This window comes from Limnohabitans sp., from assembly GCF_046052765.1.
GTDB lineage: Bacteria > Pseudomonadota > Gammaproteobacteria > Burkholderiales > Burkholderiaceae_C > Limnohabitans.
Genome location: NZ_JAVLFQ010000030.1, coordinates 1 through 14146, shown reverse-complemented (window position 1 = coordinate 14146; position 14146 = coordinate 1). Strand labels below are relative to the sequence as shown.

Genomic DNA, 14146 nt, shown 5'->3' with positions numbered 1-14146 from the left:
GGGTGAGCGTGGGCGAACCCAAGGACGAGATGCTGCGCATCATGGCGCACACACCGCACCGCTTGCCCGCGCACAAACCGCGTTACCTGATGGGCGTGGGCACGCCGGAAGATTTGGTCGAAGGCGTGCGCGTCGGTGTGGATATGTTTGATTGCGTCATGCCCACGCGGAACGCCCGCAACGGCACTTTGTTTACACGCTATGGGGACTTGAAGTTGCGCAACGCGCGCCACAAAAGTGACCCGCAACCCATAGACCCGAGTTGCACTTGCTATGCGTGTGCGGGCACGTCAGGAGTGAGTTGGAACGATAGTGGGAGGGATGGTTTCAGCCGCGCTTATATGCATCACTTGGACCGCTGCGGTGAAATGCTCGGCCCCATGCTGGCCACGGTGCACAACCTGCACTACTACTTGAACCTGATGCAAGAAGTGCGGGACGCGCTGGATGCGGGGGACTTTGCGGGTATGGTGGGGAGGTTTAGGGGAGATAGGGCGAGGGGGGTTTGAGGGCGGCTGCTTTAACGTCATCCCATGCAATCACATCATCGGGATTTGCCAGATGGTGTGCGAGACGGCGGTCTCATTCTGATTTTGGTGATTGCGTCAACGACGGCCTAAACCACGACTGACGATACCCGTCCATATAGCCTCGGTCAGTTCGATCTGTTCGTCAATATGTAGCGTACTTGCTTGCTGTAAGAGTTGCGCTTTCATGATCGCAGTCCTGTCCAGATCCGTTGAAATTATTCCAGCCAGCCTGAATGTTTTGTTTCTGCAAAACCCGTATCCGCATCAAGCAGAAACGATTCAATCGAGTTAACGCTCCAGCCGGTGGTAATAATCCAGCCTGTCCGAGTCGATCAGCGCCACATAGCTCTCGCCGTTCTTGGTGATGATTTTTTCGGCGCCTGCTTTGGCCTGGTCGGCCAACTCAGACAGATTGTCGCGGGCCTGTGTAAATGGCACCACATCGCTGGCTGCAAAACCCATGGCCGACTTCTTGAGAACAGATGACAGAATTTTGTGCATTCTAAGATGCTGCCTAACTGACTTGCAAAATCATTTCCCACATCAAGCATGAACCCGATAGTCTTGTAACAGCCTCCCACTGGCCAACACCTCGGCATCGTGCGCAGGCTCTGTCCAAGGTTCTGCCAAGGCGCTTGCATACCAATCTTGCATGGCCGGTAAGTTCAACAAAGTTTTCACATAAGCCATGCAAGCGGTTGACAGCGTGAGGCCATAGGTCTGCACCCTGAACGCCACGGGGCAGAAAAATGCATCGACTGCGCTGAACACATGACCCGCCAGAAACGGCCCGCCAAAGCGTTGTAAACCGTCTTGCCACAAAGCCTGTAAACGCTGTAAATCTTTCAACAAGCCCTCTGGCAAAGGCGTATTCAATTCAACCCGCACGCCGCAACTCATAGAACATACGTTGCGCAACCCCATGAAGCCAGAATGCATCTCTGCCGATGCACTGCGCGCCCAGGCGCGGGCAACGCTGTCGGTCGGCCAGACCTGCGGGTGTTGCTCGGCCAAGTATTCGGCAATGGCCAAGGTGTCCCAAATGACTTGCTCTCCATCCTGCAACACGGGTACCTTGCCACTGGGTGAAAACGTGTCAAAACCTGTTGCACCACCACCCACAGGAAAAGGATGCACACTTTCTTCAAAAGGCAACCCCAATGTCGTCATCAGCACCCAAGGCCGCAGCGACCAAGACGAGTAATTTTTATTCGCTATATGCAGTTTCATTTGAAGTCCCGACAGCATGCACAGGTCAAGTTCAAGCAGACCCAATGGCATTGATTGTCGCTGACCTGTATGGGTGTGATCCCTTTTTTACTGTGCTTTCAGCGGCAAAAAGGTGAATGTGTACGGCAAGGGAAATGCAATCATCCCTGAGAAGTTCATAGGGTGGTGAACACGGTCAACACCCCGGTATAGCCGTACACCTGTTGGTAGGCAATTTCTCCTGCTGCAAAAAACCCCACCAGTGGCACATCGCCCAAGGCGCGACGAATGATATTCAATTCAGCATTCGGCGCCCCGAAATGCGGCCCGCCGCGACCGGTACAACTCACGTAAATCGCACCGGCGATGCGTCGACCCGGATGCGGTTGGCTGAGAAGGCTATCGGCCAAGTCTTCGGCCTCTTGTGCGCTTTGCTCCCAGGGTTCAAGCGCCTCGCGTATCTCTGTGGCAATGCGCAGCAAATCTGCTTTGGCTGATACCGCATCGCGTTTACAAAACGCCACTTTCATGCCCTCTTTGACATGGTAGGCAATCGCTACCCCATGGCGCACCGGGTCCAAGCCGATGATGTGCCGCACGATAGCCGCATCATCCAAGCCACCGGTCAGGCGCAACAAAGGCTGGTCGGGTTGCGACAAGCCAACCAGCGTTTCACGCACCTTATCGACCGCCGATCGCGGGTTGTCTATCGGCACATCCAAATCCTGCATCAATGCGTACAAGGCTGGTGCGTTGTCCAAGGTCAGCACCACATGGTCTTTGACCTCGGTGATGGTCCGCATGTCTGAAAACGGCACACAACCCTGCGTCACCCGCGTCAGCAAAGACACCTGCGAGCTGAAGGCGACGCCGCTTAAGCCGCCGACATACACACCTTTGCCACGCTTGGAAACGGGTTGGGAGCGATCGATGTTGAGTGCAATCTGCACATCACTTGCACGGCTTGAAGTCAAGCCTCCAAACACAAAACCGCTGGCTGTGTTGTCCGCCACATCGAGAATCAATTCACTTAACTCCGGCGTGTTGGGGTCTGCATGAACCAGCGCTGTGTGTACGTCAAAGCCTTGCATGATGGATTGGCTCAAAGGTGTGGCACCGCTGAAGACACGGTAGTCTTGCGGATCGATATCACACAGCATGACCGTCAGCGCAGGCTCGTCGAAATACTCGGCGCTGTTGGCACAAATACCGACACCGACCGTTCCGCTCCAGTCAGTCACGCCAGGCAACTCGTCTGCCAAATAATCCAGTAAGGCTTTGGCATGGTCAGCGAAATGGTCTGTGATGTAGAGCAAACCCAAAGACGGCCTGGCGGCATACGCATCTGTCTTCATACAAGCGCGCAGTTGCGCCAGCACCATGTCCGCGGCCATTTGCCAATGCGGGTGGGTAGCGTGCCCGTTAGGAAACAGTTTCATTGACGCGATGTTTTGCGGGGCTTGGCGGTACTGCTTTTGCGTGCGGCGGTTTGGCGCGTGGTCGATTTACCGGGGGCGGCGGGAGAAGCGGTACGCGCGGTTTTGGCAGGCTTGGCGGCAGCGGTGAAAGCCTGCGAATGTGTTTGCATGTCAGCCACGGCCTGGGATGCAATGGTTTGAAACTGTTGTCCAATGACATTCCACCATTGCATAGGATCTATCGGGGACTGACCGGGCGCATCGGATTTTTTGTCTGATGCCGCAGCGGTTTTACCGCTCATTGCAGCAGCCACGTCGGCCATGCCGACGTTCATGCTTTGCAGGGTTGTCAAGGTCATGCGCTGAACTTCCAGCGCCTGTATGGTCGCACTCAATGCTTTGGCATTCTGGTCCAACCAGAACTGCACCGATTTCAAATCCTGAATGCGCTTATCCAACTCGGCAGGATCCAAGGTAGGTGTCACCCATTGCGCGGCTGTGGGCATGGCCGCTGCTGGATTCGCTTGCGCGAACTGCTTTAAAAAATCAAAGCCGGGTAGAAAATTATCGAAATGAAAACCGCTGTTGTCTGCCATGGTTTGCCTTGTGAGGGGTTCAGGTAATGGGTTATTCGCGTTCAGTAATGAAACCGATCTGCGTCATCCCCGCGCGTTGTGCGGCTGCCATCGCCTGCGCCACACGTTCATAGCGTACAGCGCGATCGCCTCGGATATGTAACGGGGATTGCGGTTTTTTGGAAGCTGCTTCCTTCAGCAGTTGACGCAACTGCTCGTCTTCCACGGCTGTGTCGTTCCAAAAATATTTTCCTTGCGCATCCACTGTCAGCCGAATGGTTTGCGGTTTGGCGTCCTGCGGTTGGTTGGAGGCACGCGGCAACTCAATGTTCACGGAATGCTTCATCACCGGAATGGTAATGATGAAGATGATCAGCAGCACCAACATCACGTCCACCAAGGGGGTCATGTTGATTTCGTTCATCACCTCGTCGGTGTCGTCTTGGGTACCAAATGCCATGTTTACTCCTTGGCTTTCACTCGTGCACCGGTCACCAACAAGGCGTGTAAGTCATGGGCAAAACGGTTCATGCGGCCGATGATGAATTTATTGGCTCGCACCAATGCGTTGTAACCGAGCACGGCAGGTATGGCCACCGCCAGTCCCAGCGCAGTCATGATCAAGGCCTCACCGATAGGCCCCGCAACCTTGTCGATGGTGGCTTGTCCGGCCATGCCAATTTGCATCAGCGCGTGGTAGATGCCCCAGACCGTGCCGAACAATCCGACAAACGGGGCGGTCGACCCGACCGAGGCCAATACCGCCAGCCCTGCTTGCAACTGGGCGGTGGCGTCGTCAATCGCGTTTTGCAAACCGCGCGTCACCCAGTCGCTGGTGTCGAGTTGCTTGGCTAAATCTGCGTGTGCGCTGCCGGTTTTCAAATGCGCCAGCGCTTGCATGCCTTGCTGTGCAAGTTGGCGAAACGGGTTGTCAGCCTCCTCACCCAGCGCCTTCAAACCGGTGTTGACATCCGTGCTGTGCCAAAACGCTTGCACACGTCCCGCTTGCTTTTGCGCGGTGAACAGGTTGAGCGTCTTCAAAATGATGACTATCCACGACGCCAAAGACATGGCAAGCAACAGCAGCGCCACAAAGCGGGTGACGGCGTCGCCCTCTACCCATAAATTGATCAGTCCATAGTCGTTGTTCATGTTCACTCTTTTTTCAGGTTGAATACCATCGGTACCTGGTACCACATCGCCTCTGCCACGCCGCCGCGCTTGCCCGGCACATAGCGCCATCGCATGGCTGCCTCCAAGGCAGCCTTGTCTAATCTTTCAAAACCACTGCTACTGAGCAGTTCAACTTTTTGCGGTAAACCGTCTGCGCCGATCAACACTTTGAGCAACACTTGGCCTTGCTCACCTCGTCGCACACTCATCGGCGGGTACTCAGGCGGTGGATTGTGCAAGTAATCCGCTTTGCTGTTGGGCAACTCTACTTTGACAGGTGCGGAGGGCGCGGCGGCCAGCGTCGGGGCGGGGGTAGCCACCGCTGGCGCTGGGGGCGGGTTGGGCACGGTGGCGGTAGCGGCAGGCGCGGCAGGTGCGGCCAAGACAGGCGCGGGTTCGGGCGCGACTGGTGCGGGTGTTGTCGGCGGTGGCGACGGCGGCGGCGTCATGACGGGCTGCTGTGGCGGCGGCTTTGGGGTGACAGGGGGCGGCGGTTTCAGCGGCTCTGCCGGTTTGACCACCGGCGGTGGTGGCGGCGGTTCAGACTGGCTGACCATCATCACTGGCACCACCACCTCGGCCATGCGCCTGAGCAAGCCGGTATGCAACGCCCATAACGCAACCAAGTGAAACATCACCACGCTGCTGACAATGACCAAGGTGCGCGTGTTCATGTCAACCGAAATGCGGAGGCCTTTTTTCTTTCAACGAGGCCAGGCCCTCGCGCACATCGGGTCCGCCAAAGCCCATGAACTCCAGCGCCAACGAGGTGTCGAACGCGGGTCCGGCCTGGCGCAACCAGTTATTGAGCGAATACTTGGTCCAGCGAATCGCGGTTTGGCTTCCTGCGGCGAGTTTGTCTGCCACTTCATACGCCTTGTCGAGTAACTTGTCATCTTCCACACACAGCGACACCAAACCTATGCGCTCGGCTTCTTCGCCACTGACGGGTTCGCACAACATCAAATAGTATTTGGCTTTGGCCATGCCACACAGCAAAGGCCAAATGATGGCTGCATGGTCTCCCGCCGCGACGCCAAGGCGGGTATGCCCATCGACGATCTTGGCGCTTTTGGCGGCAATCGAAATATCGGCCAATAAACCAGCAACCAGTCCGGCGCCGACCGCTGGGCCATGCATGGCGCTGACCACCGGTTTGTCGCAATTGATGATGTTGTAGACCAAGTCGCGCGCTTCTTTCCACACGCGGGTGCGGGTCTCGAAATCTTGCGCCATGTCGTTCACCAGTTGCAAATCGCCGCCGCCGGAAAACCCCTGACCCTCGCCGCGCAACACCGCGCAGCGCACACTGTCATCGCGGCCAATATCGCGCCATATCTCGCACAAATCGGCATGCCCTTGGTGGCCTGCGGTCGGCAGTTTTCCATTCGCCGCTTTCATCTGAATATCGAGCACGCTGTCATGCGGGCCGCGGCGGGTGATGTGCAAAGTCTCGTAAATGCTGTAGTCAATAGGCTTCATGGTGAACCGTCGTTAAGCTGGTCATGGAGCATGATTGTGCACTGTGCCACGCCACAGTCCGCTTTATTGATCAAGATCAAGGCCTGCAGCTTGTCTCAGGCGCATGATGGGTTTTTGTTAACCCAAGCTCCCACAGCCATGACACTCCACCTGTTGCAACCCCGTGTACATACCCAACTGACGATGATGCGCCACCAACTGCTGGCACGCATCGAACAACAACGTGACGGCAAAGTCAGTCGCGCAGAGGCGGCTAATGCACACTTTGACCATGTCCAAGACGATGAGGGACAGCGCAATAACGAGCGCGATGTGGAATTTGCCATCAATGAACGCGAGACAGCGCAACTTCAAGACATCGATCTCGCCCTGCAAAGACTGTCCGACAAGGTTTATGGTTTGTGTATCAACTGCGGCACCCACATTGCCGAACAACGCATGGAGGCGGCGCCGCTTTGCTTGAGATGCGTCACATGCCAAACTGCTTTTGAAACACAACCCAGCGTCATCTGAGAAAGCTTGCCATGTCCACTTACCACGCCATCGTCTGGATAGACCAGGAACAAGCCCATGTGCTGATGTTTGACCGCGAGCATGTGCAAGCGCAACGCATACATTCACGCAGCCACCACAGTCACCAAGGCAAGCACGCGGATGCCCATTCGTTTTTCAAAGAAGTCAGCCAACAACTAGAAGGCACGCATGAGGTGTTGTTGACCGGCCCGGGTCTGGCGCGCACCGAATTTCAACATTGGTGTCAACAACATGCCAAAGGCTGTGCACAAGCCATCATCGACAATATCGCCTCAGACCACCCTAGCGACCCGCAATTGGTGGCCATGGCGCGTGAGTATTTCAAAAAATTTGACAATATGGCTGCCGACCCTGGTCTCATTTAAACGGACAAGGCGCGGCAGTTGGCATCTACAGGCTGATATACGGTGAATCTGCGCGTCAAGCCAGAAGCAAGCGGGTAAGTCATCGCCATGAACCCGCCACTCAGGCACGCCAAGGGGCTACCTTTTGCTCGATAGCGCCAAACACACTGTGGCCTTCTTTGTCTTTCATTTCTATGCGCACGGTATCACCGAACTGCATGAAGTCGGTCTGTGCCTTGCCATCCAAGATGGTTTCTATCGCGCGTTTCTCGGCAATACAGCTATAACCCTTGGGCCAGTCCTTGCGTCCATCGGTTTCAACGGCCTTGTTGCTGACCGTGCCGCTGCCGATGATGCTGCCCGCGCGCACGTTGCGGGTTTTGGCCAGGTGAGCGATCAACTGGCCGAAATGAAACGTCATCTCTGGTCCGGCATCACACATACCGACGCGCTTGCCGTTCCAATCCACCCGCATGCTCAAATGCAGCCTGCCATGTTCCCAAGCGCTGCCAAGCTCATCCAAGGTGACCGCCACTGGACTGAAAGCTGTGGCCGGTTTGCCTTGCAAGAAACCGAAGTTTTTCGCCAACTCGGCGGGAATCAGGCGACGCAGTGATACATCGTTGGCCAGCATCACCAAACGAATTCCTTCGAGTGCCTCGTCTTGTGTGGCTTGCATGGCCACGTCACCGGTGATGACAGCCACTTCAGCTTCGAAGTCGATGCCGTGCTCGGTGCTGACGGCAATGATGTCATCGCAGGGCCCGATGAAATCATCGCTGCCGCCTTGGTACATCAAGGGATCATCGTAAAAATTGGTGGGCACTTCACTGTTGCGTGACGCCCGCACCAGCTCCACATGGTTCATATAAGCCGAGCCGTCTGCCCATTGGTAGGCGCGTGGCAACGGAGCCATGCACATGGCGGGATCAAAAGGAAACGCATGTCTGGCCTTGCCCTGATTCAAGGTGTGACTCAAGTCTTGCAATTGCGGCGAAACGAAATTCCAATCGTCTAGCACTTGTTGTAATCGTGAGGCGATACCGCTCGCATAATGGGCGCTTGTCAAATCGCGTGACACCACCACTAACTGTCCATCGCGTGAACCATCTTTGTAAGTCGCTAATTTCATGCAGCCATTCTATCCACCGCCTTTGAATCACCATCGCGTGCTGGTCACGCTGGTGTTGCTTGTCGCGTGTCTGCATCTGGCAGGTCTGGGATCTTTGGCGACCGTCTGGCCGGCGCATTCATCGCCAGAGTTGCCTGTGTCTGTCAGGCTGCATCAACCCTCAGTGGAGGCCCTCAGCACAAGTGATTTGCTCAACAAGTCGCCAGCCCCTCAAGCCAAGCCCCGCAAACACCTACCACGCACGGCGACCCCCGAAGGTTTTCACGCCACACCCTCGGCTGTGCTGGACCAGCCTGTGGCTGCATCTTCGTCGAGTGAAGAAGCAGCCATACCCGCCGCACCAGCACCCAGTGAGGCACCGGCGTTAGCAACGCCTGCTCCGCTTGCACCGCCGTCTGCTGAACTCACACCGCCAGCCTCAACCCCTGCGCCGGTGGCTGCCCCCGACGCCGTCGAACCGGCTGTGTCGGTCAACCCAGAGTCGCTGGCTGCGCCATGGTTGGCAAAGGCGAAGTTCGTGTTCCCCGCCCCACTGAAACTCTTGTATGACGTGATTGGCGAGAGCAAAGGCATTCGCTATAGCGCGGATGGCGAACTGGTCTGGCAACACGACAGCGTGAATTACAAAATGAGCTTAGATATTCGCCATGTGCTGATGGGCTCGCGCAGCCAAAACAGCATCGGCGAACTGGGCGCGCAAGGCCTACTGCCCAAGCGGTTCGGCGACAAGTACAAGCAAGAAGTGGCGGCGCATTTTGAGCGTGACAAAGGCTTGGTGGTATTTAGCGCCAGCAGCACGCCGCAAGTGCTGCAAGCGGGCGCACAAGATCGTTTGAGTTTGTTTGTGCAACTCGGCGCTTTGCTGGCCGGTACACCCGAGCTCAGACAAGCCGGTCAGCAAATACCTTTTCAGGTGGTGGCGTCCAAAAGTGCAGACAACTGGGCTTTTCAGGTCGACAAAGAAGAGTTGCTGAACTTGCCTATAGGCCCACTCAACACCTTGAAGGTCAGCCGTCTGCCGTTGAAAAATTATGACCAGACAGCAGAGATATGGCTGTCACCCGCGCACGGCTTCTTGCCGGTCAAAGTGCGGATTGCCCAAGCCAATGGCGATGTGCTCGAGCAACAATTACGCAAAGTACAAGCCCCTTGATTTACTGCGAATGAATTCAACGGCTAATCTGTTATCGGGTTTGCAAAGCGCAGCCGCAGTACCTGCAACGGAACAATACTTCTTCAAGCCTGCTGGCGAATAGCCTGCGCCAGCACATCGACCATCTGCTCGATCTGCGGTTTCTCCACCACATAAGCAGGTGCCAGTACCAAGTTGTCACCTGCGCTGCGAACCAGCACACCGTGCTTTAAGCACGCCAAGAAAACCGCATAGCCGCGCGCGCCTACGCCTTTGTCCGAGGGGCTGAGCTCTACCGCTGCAGCCAATCCCAGCGAACGGATGCTGATCACATGAGGCAAGCCTTTGATACTGGCATGTACCGCATTACCCAGCACTGGCGCCATGGCTGCAGCGCGTTCAAACAACTTCTCATCGGCCAATAATTTCATGGTGGCCAAGGCTGCCGCACAAGCCACAGGGTGACCGGAGTAGGTATAGCCATGAGAAAACTCAATCGCATGCGCAGGTGTTTGAACATCGGTAACGGTGTTGTAAATGTGTTCGCGACAAATCACCCCGCCCATGGGAATCACACCATTGGTGACGCATTTGGCGAAATTCAGCATGTCGGGCACGACACCGAAAAAGTCGGCAGCAAACGGCACACCCATGCGCCCGAACCCGGTGATGACTTCATCAAAAATCAACAATATGCCGTGCTTGTCGCAAATCTCACGCAAGCGTTGTAGATAGCCTTGCGGAGGTATGTACCAACCGGCGCTGCCTGCCACCGGTTCGACAATGATGGCCGCCACATTGCTAGGGTCGTGCAACGGCAAGATACGCTGCTCCAATTCCAACAACCAGTCCTCTGCAAACACCGGTGGCGCACCATGGATGTAAGCATGGTTTACCGGGTCGTGGATGAAACGCAAATGGTCGACATGCGGCAACATGGCCGAGCCAAACAGCTTGCGGTTACCGCCTATGCCGCCTACGCTCATGCCGCCGAAACCCACGCCGTGGTAGCCTCGCTCGCGCCCGATAAACACACTGCGCTGACCTTGACCACGCGCGCGGTGGTAGGCCAAGGCGATCTTCATCGAGGTGTCTGCAGCCTCTGAGCCTGAAGTGCAGAAAAATACTTTGCTCAAGTCGCCTGGTGCCAGCTCGGCAATTCTGTGTGCGGCTTCAAATGCGCGGTCATTGCCGAACTGAAAAGCGGTGGAATAGTCGAGTGTTTGCAATTGCTGGTAGATGGCTTCATTGATTTCACGCCGGTTATGGCCTGCACCGACACACCACAGGCTGGATACGCCATCTAACACTTGGCGTCCGTCGGCTGTGGTGAAGTACATGCCATTGGCGGCAGTGAATACCCGAGGCGTCTGATGAAAATCGCGGTTGGGGGTGAACGGTAACCACAGGTTGTCAAGTTGCATGTCGCCAGCGCCCATGGTCTGTGTCTCCTTGCGTATTTATACAAAAGCGCCGTGCGGCGCAAACGGTCAAGGCATTCTAGGCTTCATGCTGTCAGGCAATTGCAAATTGACGGTTTCTGTTGCCGTTACCAGCCCCAGTGTGTAGGCATCGAGGCGCGGGTACTCGGTACATTGCCAGCGCGGGGTGCCAGCGGTCGGGCAATGCAAGGTGATGCGATCGCGTGCGTTGTTGCGTGCCATCTCGCGGATCAATACAAAACCGGTCGCATCTTTCATTTCGTAAAGCGCAGCATGCAATAAATCTGCATCGTATTTCACCCCCATGCGTTCTTTGTAAAACGCCATCATTTCAGCCGCACGCTCAGGCAACATTTGGCCCGTCAGCGGCATGCTGGGCCATGTATGCCTATCACCGTCAGGCGCGGTTCAAACCCGGTCGCATATTGACGTTCTGCACCTGCCATGAATATCAATGAACACGCCGATAAACACGGTCCCGCCACCAAGGTGGTGACAGGTCGCGTGCTCAACCAACGTGCAATGCTCAGACTGGCCGTCAAATGCCCACCGCGGGAATTCACCAGAATCAACCGCTTGACAGGCGCGGCATCAAACTCGTTACGCAATTTCACATCATCATTGGCGACGATGTCACCAGACACAAACACATCTGTTTCCACGCGTTGTATTTGTAGTGCGTGTGCCTGTGAAATAGCAACTAACAACAGACTTAGCACGCCGACAGCATGCCGCCCTGTGCCTGCGCCGAGCGAATACCGCAGTTGCATGGCGTGCTGTTTGAGCGCGACAACTGCTGCTTTGATGACGTTGGTTGAATGAATACATTGGCGTACATACAAGACGTTGAACATGAAGATCTCCAAACATTGACTGATGGGTCTTCATGGGCAAAACGAATGCCATGGTGCGTGTGTTTTTTATGCATGCTTTCAGAATAAAAAACTATTGAAAAGCACACCTTGGCACTCACGCTGTGCCGGGTGTTTTTCGACAGTTGCTCAACTAATGGAAGTGACTCGCTGTGAATTTATTGACACCGACATGCAAGCAGGATGGCTTGTATAGAGCTTGATTGAATGCCTCTTTCTTACACGCTCGCAGGGTGAGCCTTGTGTGTTTTCTCTGTAAGAGAACAAGGTGAATAGGGGCCATGCGATCAAGCAAATGCGCAGAAGGTTTACAGTAGCGGTATGAACGCTATTACTTCATCAGAAATTCAAAGTTTGCACACGGACTCCCGTGCGCTGGCCGCAAGAAGTGCGCAAGTGCTTGCGGCCTTGCGCCAGGTGCTACCCGCACATGCCGTGTTGTCATCTTCTGAAAACACCACACCTTATGAATGCGATGGTTTGACCGCTTACCGCCAACGCCCTTTGTGCGTGGCCTTGCCCGAGACCTACGAGCAAGTGCAAGCGGTTTTGCGCACTTGCCATGCACTGTCGGTGCCTGTGGTCGCGCGCGGCGCAGGCACCGGTTTGTCGGGCGGCGCCATGCCGCATGCGCAAGGTGTCACCTTGTCGCTCGCCAAGTTCAACCGCATTTTGAAAATGGACGCGCACAGCAGAACCGCGGTGGTGCAAAGCGGTGTGCGCAACTTGGCCATCAGCGAGGCCGCAGCGCCATTGGGTTTGTATTACGCGCCCGATCCGTCCAGCCAAATCGCTTGCAGCATTGGCGGCAACGTGGCAGAAAACTCCGGCGGCGTGCATTGTTTGAAATACGGTTTGACCTTGCACAACGTGATGAAGGTCAAAGGCTTGACGATTGAAGGCGAATGGATAGAGTTCGGCGGCGATGCGCTGGACGCGCCCGGTTTGGATTTACTGCCGCTCGTGGTCGGCTCAGAAGGCATGCTGGCCATCACACTTGAAGTCACTGTCAAGCTCACACCCAAGCCACAACTCGCGCGATGCATCATGGCCAGCTTTGACGATTTACGCAAAGCCGGTGACGCCGTCGCCGCGGTGATTGCGGCCGGCATTATTCCAGCGGGTTTGGAGATGATGGACAAGCCCATGACTGCTGCTGTGGAAGATTTTGTGCATGCAGGCTACGACTTGAATGCCGCCGCCATCTTGCTGTGCGAGAGCGACGGCACACCCGAAGAAGTGGAAGAAGAAATCGGCCGCATGAGTGCGGTGTTGCAAAGCTGCGGCGCGACCGCGATTGCGGTCAGCAAAGACGAGGCCGAGCGATTGAAATTTTGGAGCGGACGCAAAAACGCGTTTCCTGCGAGTGGTCGCATCAGCCCTGACTACATGTGCATGGACTCGACCATTCCGCGCAAGCGTTTGGCAGACATTCTGTTGGCGATTGCCGAGATGGAAAAGAAATACGGCTTGCGCTGCGCCAATGTGTTTCACGCAGGCGACGGCAATTTGCACCCGCTGATTTTGTTTGATGCGAACGACCCCGACCAATTACACCGCTGTGAACTCTTTGGCGCGGATATTTTGGAAACCAGTGTGGCCATGGGCGGAACGGTGACAGGCGAGCACGGTGTGGGTGTGGAGAAACTCAACTCCATGTGCGTGCAGTTTTCAGCGGCGGAAAACGAGCAAATGTTTGGTGTGAAACGCGCGTTTGACCCCAGCGGATTGCTCAACCCCGGCAAAGTGATTCCGACCCTGCAACGCTGCGCCGAGTACGGCAAGATGCTGGTGCGTGGCGGTCAGATGAGTCACCCGGAGTTGCCGAGGTTTTGAATTATTTGCGCCGACGAACACGTCGCGCAATTTTGGCTGCATCTTGAATAGCCATAGCCTCATCTAGTGCTGCTTGATCTGCTATTTGCGCATAGGTGGTCGCATCCACTTTGGCTTTATTGATCCGGCCAATGCGTCTAAGAGACGCGGTTGCGGGGTCAATTTTGATGCGCATTGTTTTCATGTTTTTTATATGCAGTCACTTCAATTTCGATTTTCATGCGAGGGTCCAGCAACCCGGCAGTGATCATCATCGCTGCAGGTTTTGAAAAACCTAAGTAACGAGCAAAAACAGGCCAGCAAGGTTCAAAATCTTTGCCATCCGGCAGCACATAGTTGACCCGAACAACATCATCCAAAGTGCAACCTGCCTGCGCTAAGGCAGACGCTATATTTTTAAAACATTGATCTGCTTGTTCGACCACATTCTCAGAAATGGTCATGCTGGCATAGTCAAAACCGGTCGT

The 14146-nt window shown here is 55.5% G+C and carries 18 protein-coding genes and 1 pseudogene; 5 read left to right on the top strand and 14 right to left on the bottom strand.

The window, feature by feature from the left end:
- Window positions 1-509, top strand: a 509-nt coding sequence (locus AC9UG7_RS03640; RefSeq protein WP_509584271.1) for a tRNA-guanine transglycosylase, incomplete at its 5' end; no start/stop codon positions are given.
- Window positions 510-821: 312 nt separating this feature from the next.
- Here AC9UG7_RS03640 and AC9UG7_RS03635 read toward each other — a convergent pair.
- The 8 genes and pseudogenes from AC9UG7_RS03635 to AC9UG7_RS03600 form a co-directional block, all read right to left on the bottom strand.
- A pseudogene (locus tag AC9UG7_RS03635) lies at window positions 822-992 on the bottom strand (type II toxin-antitoxin system Phd/YefM family antitoxin); the annotation flags it as partial.
- 81 nt (window positions 993-1073) lie between these two features.
- Complete coding sequence (locus AC9UG7_RS03630) at window positions 1074-1760, bottom strand: glutathione S-transferase family protein (protein WP_509584268.1); 687 nt, start codon at window positions 1758-1760, stop codon at window positions 1074-1076.
- Window positions 1761-1915: 155 nt separating this feature from the next.
- Window positions 1916-3178 carry an FIST signal transduction protein gene (locus AC9UG7_RS03625; protein WP_509584266.1) on the bottom strand — a complete coding sequence of 421 codons (1263 nt, stop codon included), beginning with the start codon at window positions 3176-3178 and terminating at the stop codon, window positions 1916-1918.
- Window positions 3175-3753 carry a PhaM family polyhydroxyalkanoate granule multifunctional regulatory protein gene (locus AC9UG7_RS03620; protein ID WP_509584263.1) on the bottom strand — a complete coding sequence of 193 codons (579 nt, stop codon included), beginning with the start codon at window positions 3751-3753 and terminating at the stop codon, window positions 3175-3177. Before AC9UG7_RS03620 ends, AC9UG7_RS03625 begins: the two co-directional genes overlap by 4 nt.
- A gap of 31 nt (window positions 3754-3784) precedes the next feature.
- A complete protein-coding gene (locus tag AC9UG7_RS03615; RefSeq protein ID WP_509584261.1) occupies window positions 3785-4192 on the bottom strand; it encodes an ExbD/TolR family protein in 408 nt (135 codons plus the stop codon).
- Between the two features lie 2 nt (window positions 4193-4194).
- A complete protein-coding gene (locus tag AC9UG7_RS03610; protein ID WP_509584259.1) occupies window positions 4195-4884 on the bottom strand; it encodes a MotA/TolQ/ExbB proton channel family protein in 690 nt (229 codons plus the stop codon).
- Window positions 4885-4886: 2 nt separating this feature from the next.
- Complete coding sequence (locus tag AC9UG7_RS03605; RefSeq protein ID WP_509584257.1) at window positions 4887-5579, bottom strand: energy transducer TonB; 693 nt, start codon at window positions 5577-5579, stop codon at window positions 4887-4889.
- Between the two features lies 1 nt (window position 5580).
- Window positions 5581-6387: an enoyl-CoA hydratase/isomerase family protein gene (locus AC9UG7_RS03600; RefSeq protein WP_509584255.1), complete on the bottom strand. Its 807-nt coding sequence runs from the start codon at window positions 6385-6387 to the stop codon at window positions 5581-5583.
- Window positions 6388-6417: 30 nt separating this feature from the next.
- On the opposite strand from AC9UG7_RS03600, the gene AC9UG7_RS03595 reads away from it, so the two are divergent.
- Together AC9UG7_RS03595 and AC9UG7_RS03590 are read left to right on the top strand one after the other, a co-directional pair.
- Window positions 6418-6900 (top strand): TraR/DksA family transcriptional regulator, encoded by a 483-nt coding sequence (locus AC9UG7_RS03595; protein WP_509584252.1) that lies wholly within the window; start codon window positions 6418-6420, stop codon window positions 6898-6900.
- 11 nt (window positions 6901-6911) lie between these two features.
- Window positions 6912-7286 (top strand): hypothetical protein, encoded by a 375-nt coding sequence (locus AC9UG7_RS03590; protein ID WP_509584249.1) that lies wholly within the window; start codon window positions 6912-6914, stop codon window positions 7284-7286.
- Between the two features lie 100 nt (window positions 7287-7386).
- Here the strand turns inward: AC9UG7_RS03590 and AC9UG7_RS03585 are convergent, their stop codons facing one another.
- Window positions 7387-8397: a fumarylacetoacetate hydrolase family protein gene (locus AC9UG7_RS03585; RefSeq protein ID WP_509584246.1), complete on the bottom strand. Its 1011-nt coding sequence runs from the start codon at window positions 8395-8397 to the stop codon at window positions 7387-7389.
- Here AC9UG7_RS03585 and AC9UG7_RS03580 point away from each other — a divergent pair.
- Window positions 8396-9550: a DUF3108 domain-containing protein gene (locus tag AC9UG7_RS03580; RefSeq protein WP_509584243.1), complete on the top strand. Its 1155-nt coding sequence runs from the start codon at window positions 8396-8398 to the stop codon at window positions 9548-9550. The two genes, AC9UG7_RS03585 and AC9UG7_RS03580, sit on opposite strands and share 2 nt — an antisense overlap.
- Window positions 9551-9633: 83 nt before the next feature.
- On the opposite strand, the gene aptA is transcribed toward AC9UG7_RS03580, so the two are convergent.
- Genes aptA through AC9UG7_RS03565 form a run of 3 tightly spaced genes read right to left on the bottom strand, consistent with a single transcriptional unit; the run spans window position 9634 to window position 11825 of the window.
- Window positions 9634-10968 carry an omega-aminotransferase AptA gene (gene aptA, locus AC9UG7_RS03575; RefSeq protein WP_509584240.1) on the bottom strand — a complete coding sequence of 445 codons (1335 nt, stop codon included), beginning with the start codon at window positions 10966-10968 and terminating at the stop codon, window positions 9634-9636.
- 51 nt (window positions 10969-11019) lie between these two features.
- Window positions 11020-11343: a hypothetical protein gene (locus tag AC9UG7_RS03570; protein WP_509584237.1), complete on the bottom strand. Its 324-nt coding sequence runs from the start codon at window positions 11341-11343 to the stop codon at window positions 11020-11022.
- The gene (locus AC9UG7_RS03565; protein ID WP_509584234.1) at window positions 11334-11825 is read right to left on the bottom strand and encodes an ATP-dependent Clp protease proteolytic subunit; all 492 of its coding nucleotides are present in this window, start codon (window positions 11823-11825) and stop codon (window positions 11334-11336) included. Before AC9UG7_RS03565 ends, AC9UG7_RS03570 begins: the two co-directional genes overlap by 10 nt.
- A gap of 339 nt (window positions 11826-12164) precedes the next feature.
- Between AC9UG7_RS03565 and AC9UG7_RS03560 the strand changes: the two genes are divergently transcribed.
- Window positions 12165-13679, top strand: a complete 1515-nt coding sequence (locus tag AC9UG7_RS03560; RefSeq protein WP_509584232.1) for an FAD-linked oxidase C-terminal domain-containing protein — start codon at window positions 12165-12167, stop codon at window positions 13677-13679.
- A gap of 1 nt (window position 13680) precedes the next feature.
- Here AC9UG7_RS03560 and AC9UG7_RS03555 read toward each other — a convergent pair whose 3' ends face one another.
- Window positions 13681-13863, bottom strand: coding sequence for a hypothetical protein (locus tag AC9UG7_RS03555; RefSeq protein WP_509584229.1), 183 nt, complete (start codon window positions 13861-13863; stop codon window positions 13681-13683).
- Window positions 13838-14146, bottom strand: a 309-nt coding sequence (locus AC9UG7_RS03550) for a Rid family hydrolase (RefSeq protein WP_509584226.1), incomplete at its 5' end; no start/stop codon positions are given. The genes AC9UG7_RS03550 and AC9UG7_RS03555, both read right to left, overlap by 26 nt.

Excerpts from the sequence above, each read along its gene's own strand:
- AC9UG7_RS03615 (WP_509584261.1), bottom strand. The coding sequence starts at position 4,192 with ATGGCATTTGGTACCCAAGACGACACCGACGAGGTGATGAACGAAATC.
- AC9UG7_RS03585 (WP_509584246.1), bottom strand. The coding sequence starts at position 8,397 with ATGAAATTAGCGACTTACAAAGATGGTTCACGCGATGGACAGTTAGTG.
- AC9UG7_RS03555 (WP_509584229.1), bottom strand. The coding sequence starts at position 13,863 with ATGAAAACAATGCGCATCAAAATTGACCCCGCAACCGCGTCTCTTAGA.
- AC9UG7_RS03625 (WP_509584266.1), bottom strand. The coding sequence starts at position 3,178 with ATGAAACTGTTTCCTAACGGGCACGCTACCCACCCGCATTGGCAAATG.
- AC9UG7_RS03630 (WP_509584268.1), bottom strand. The coding sequence starts at position 1,760 with ATGAAACTGCATATAGCGAATAAAAATTACTCGTCTTGGTCGCTGCGG.
- AC9UG7_RS03560 (WP_509584232.1), top strand. The coding sequence starts at position 12,165 with ATGAACGCTATTACTTCATCAGAAATTCAAAGTTTGCACACGGACTCC.
- AC9UG7_RS03610 (WP_509584259.1), bottom strand. The coding sequence starts at position 4,884 with ATGAACAACGACTATGGACTGATCAATTTATGGGTAGAGGGCGACGCC.
- aptA (WP_509584240.1), bottom strand. The coding sequence starts at position 10,968 with ATGGGCGCTGGCGACATGCAACTTGACAACCTGTGGTTACCGTTCACC.
- AC9UG7_RS03620 (WP_509584263.1), bottom strand. The coding sequence starts at position 3,753 with ATGGCAGACAACAGCGGTTTTCATTTCGATAATTTTCTACCCGGCTTT.
- AC9UG7_RS03600 (WP_509584255.1), bottom strand. The coding sequence starts at position 6,387 with ATGAAGCCTATTGACTACAGCATTTACGAGACTTTGCACATCACCCGC.
- AC9UG7_RS03570 (WP_509584237.1), bottom strand. The coding sequence starts at position 11,343 with ATGCCGCTGACGGGCCAAATGTTGCCTGAGCGTGCGGCTGAAATGATG.
- AC9UG7_RS03590 (WP_509584249.1), top strand. The coding sequence starts at position 6,912 with ATGTCCACTTACCACGCCATCGTCTGGATAGACCAGGAACAAGCCCAT.
- AC9UG7_RS03580 (WP_509584243.1), top strand. The coding sequence starts at position 8,396 with ATGCAGCCATTCTATCCACCGCCTTTGAATCACCATCGCGTGCTGGTC.
- AC9UG7_RS03605 (WP_509584257.1), bottom strand. The coding sequence starts at position 5,579 with ATGAACACGCGCACCTTGGTCATTGTCAGCAGCGTGGTGATGTTTCAC.
- AC9UG7_RS03595 (WP_509584252.1), top strand. The coding sequence starts at position 6,418 with ATGATTGTGCACTGTGCCACGCCACAGTCCGCTTTATTGATCAAGATC.
- AC9UG7_RS03565 (WP_509584234.1), bottom strand. The coding sequence starts at position 11,825 with ATGTTCAACGTCTTGTATGTACGCCAATGTATTCATTCAACCAACGTC.